Origin of the sequence: Pseudomonas sp. 57B-090624 (assembly GCF_003234055.1) — a bacterium.
GTDB lineage: Bacteria > Pseudomonadota > Gammaproteobacteria > Pseudomonadales > Pseudomonadaceae > Metapseudomonas > Metapseudomonas tohonis.
On sequence record NZ_QKRU01000181.1, the window covers coordinates 1 to 1,113 of the forward strand.

At 60.4% G+C, this 1,113-nt stretch carries 1 protein-coding gene; it reads left to right on the top strand.

Annotated features, from left to right (window positions below):
- Window positions 1-55: 55 nt before the first annotated feature.
- On the top strand, window positions 56-1,084 hold the full coding sequence (locus DMX10_RS32265) for an IS30-like element ISPsp7 family transposase (RefSeq protein ID WP_034064933.1): 1,029 nt from the start codon (window positions 56-58) through the stop codon (window positions 1,082-1,084).
- The last annotated feature ends 29 nt before the right edge of the window (window positions 1,085-1,113 follow it).

Below are 1,113 nucleotides of genomic sequence, written 5' to 3' on the forward strand. Positions count from 1 at the left end.
GGCGGCGGCAAAAACTGAGTGCAACACCTGACCTTTCCGGTACGGTGCTGCCCCTATGTCTTATACCGAACTCAGCGTTGAAGAGCGCGCCACCATTCAAATCGGTCGTACCCAAGGCTTCAGCCTGCGCAGGATTGCCTGCTTGATCAACCGATCCCCTTCGACCATCAGCCGTGAGCTGCGCCGTAACCGAGGTGCTTGCGGTGGCTACTCGGCCCGTCTGGCCCAGCAGCAAATGCAGACCCGCCGCCAGGTTTGTCGACCGATGCGAAAACTGTTGCCGGGTAGCGAGCGCTTCGAACTGGTGACCCATATGCTGCGTGAGCGTTTGTCTCCCGAGCAGATTGCCGGCAAGCTGCGCAGCATGAACATACCCAACCTGCGAGATGCCTACGTCTGTCGCGAGACGATCTACAACGCGATCTATGCCCTGCCAGTGGGTGAGCTGCGTAAGGAGCTGATCATCTGTCTGCGCCAAGGCAAGACGACGCGCCGGCCGCGCTCTGGTGGCGTGGATCGGCGCGGCCAGATCCCCGAAATGGTCAGTATTCATGTGCGCCCGCCGGAGATTGAAGACAGGCTGATGCCGGGGCATTGGGAAGGCGACCTCATCAAGGGTAAGGCCAACGCCTCGTCCGTCGGTACGCTGGTGGAACGCACCAGTGGCTACCTGATGTTGGTGAAGATGAACGACGCGACGGCGACTTCGGCGCTGGAAGGCTTCAGCGCCGCGCTCAATAGCATGCCGCTGGAGATGCGCAAGAGCATGACTTACGACCAGGGCCGGGAGATGGCGCGACACGCCGAGATCACCCAAAGAACCGGCGTGGCGATCTACTTCTGCGACCCGCATAGCCCCTGGCAGCGCGGCAGCAACGAAAACATCAACGGCCTGATTCGCCAGTACTTGCCCAAGGGCACAGACCTGTCGGTACATAGCCAGGAGGAGCTGGACGCCATTGCGCTGCAACTGAACATGCGACCGCGCAAGCGCTTCGACTTCAAATGCCCCATCGAGGTGATGGGAGAGGTCATGCAAAATGCCATGGCGATGCGGCATGATGCTCCGGCTTCAATTCAATAACCGTGTTGCACTCAGCTCCTGCAACCGCC

Coding starts and splice junctions, on each gene's coding strand:
- DMX10_RS32265 (WP_034064933.1), top strand. CDS start 56: ATGTCTTATACCGAACTCAGCGTTGAAGAGCGCGCCACCATTCAAATC.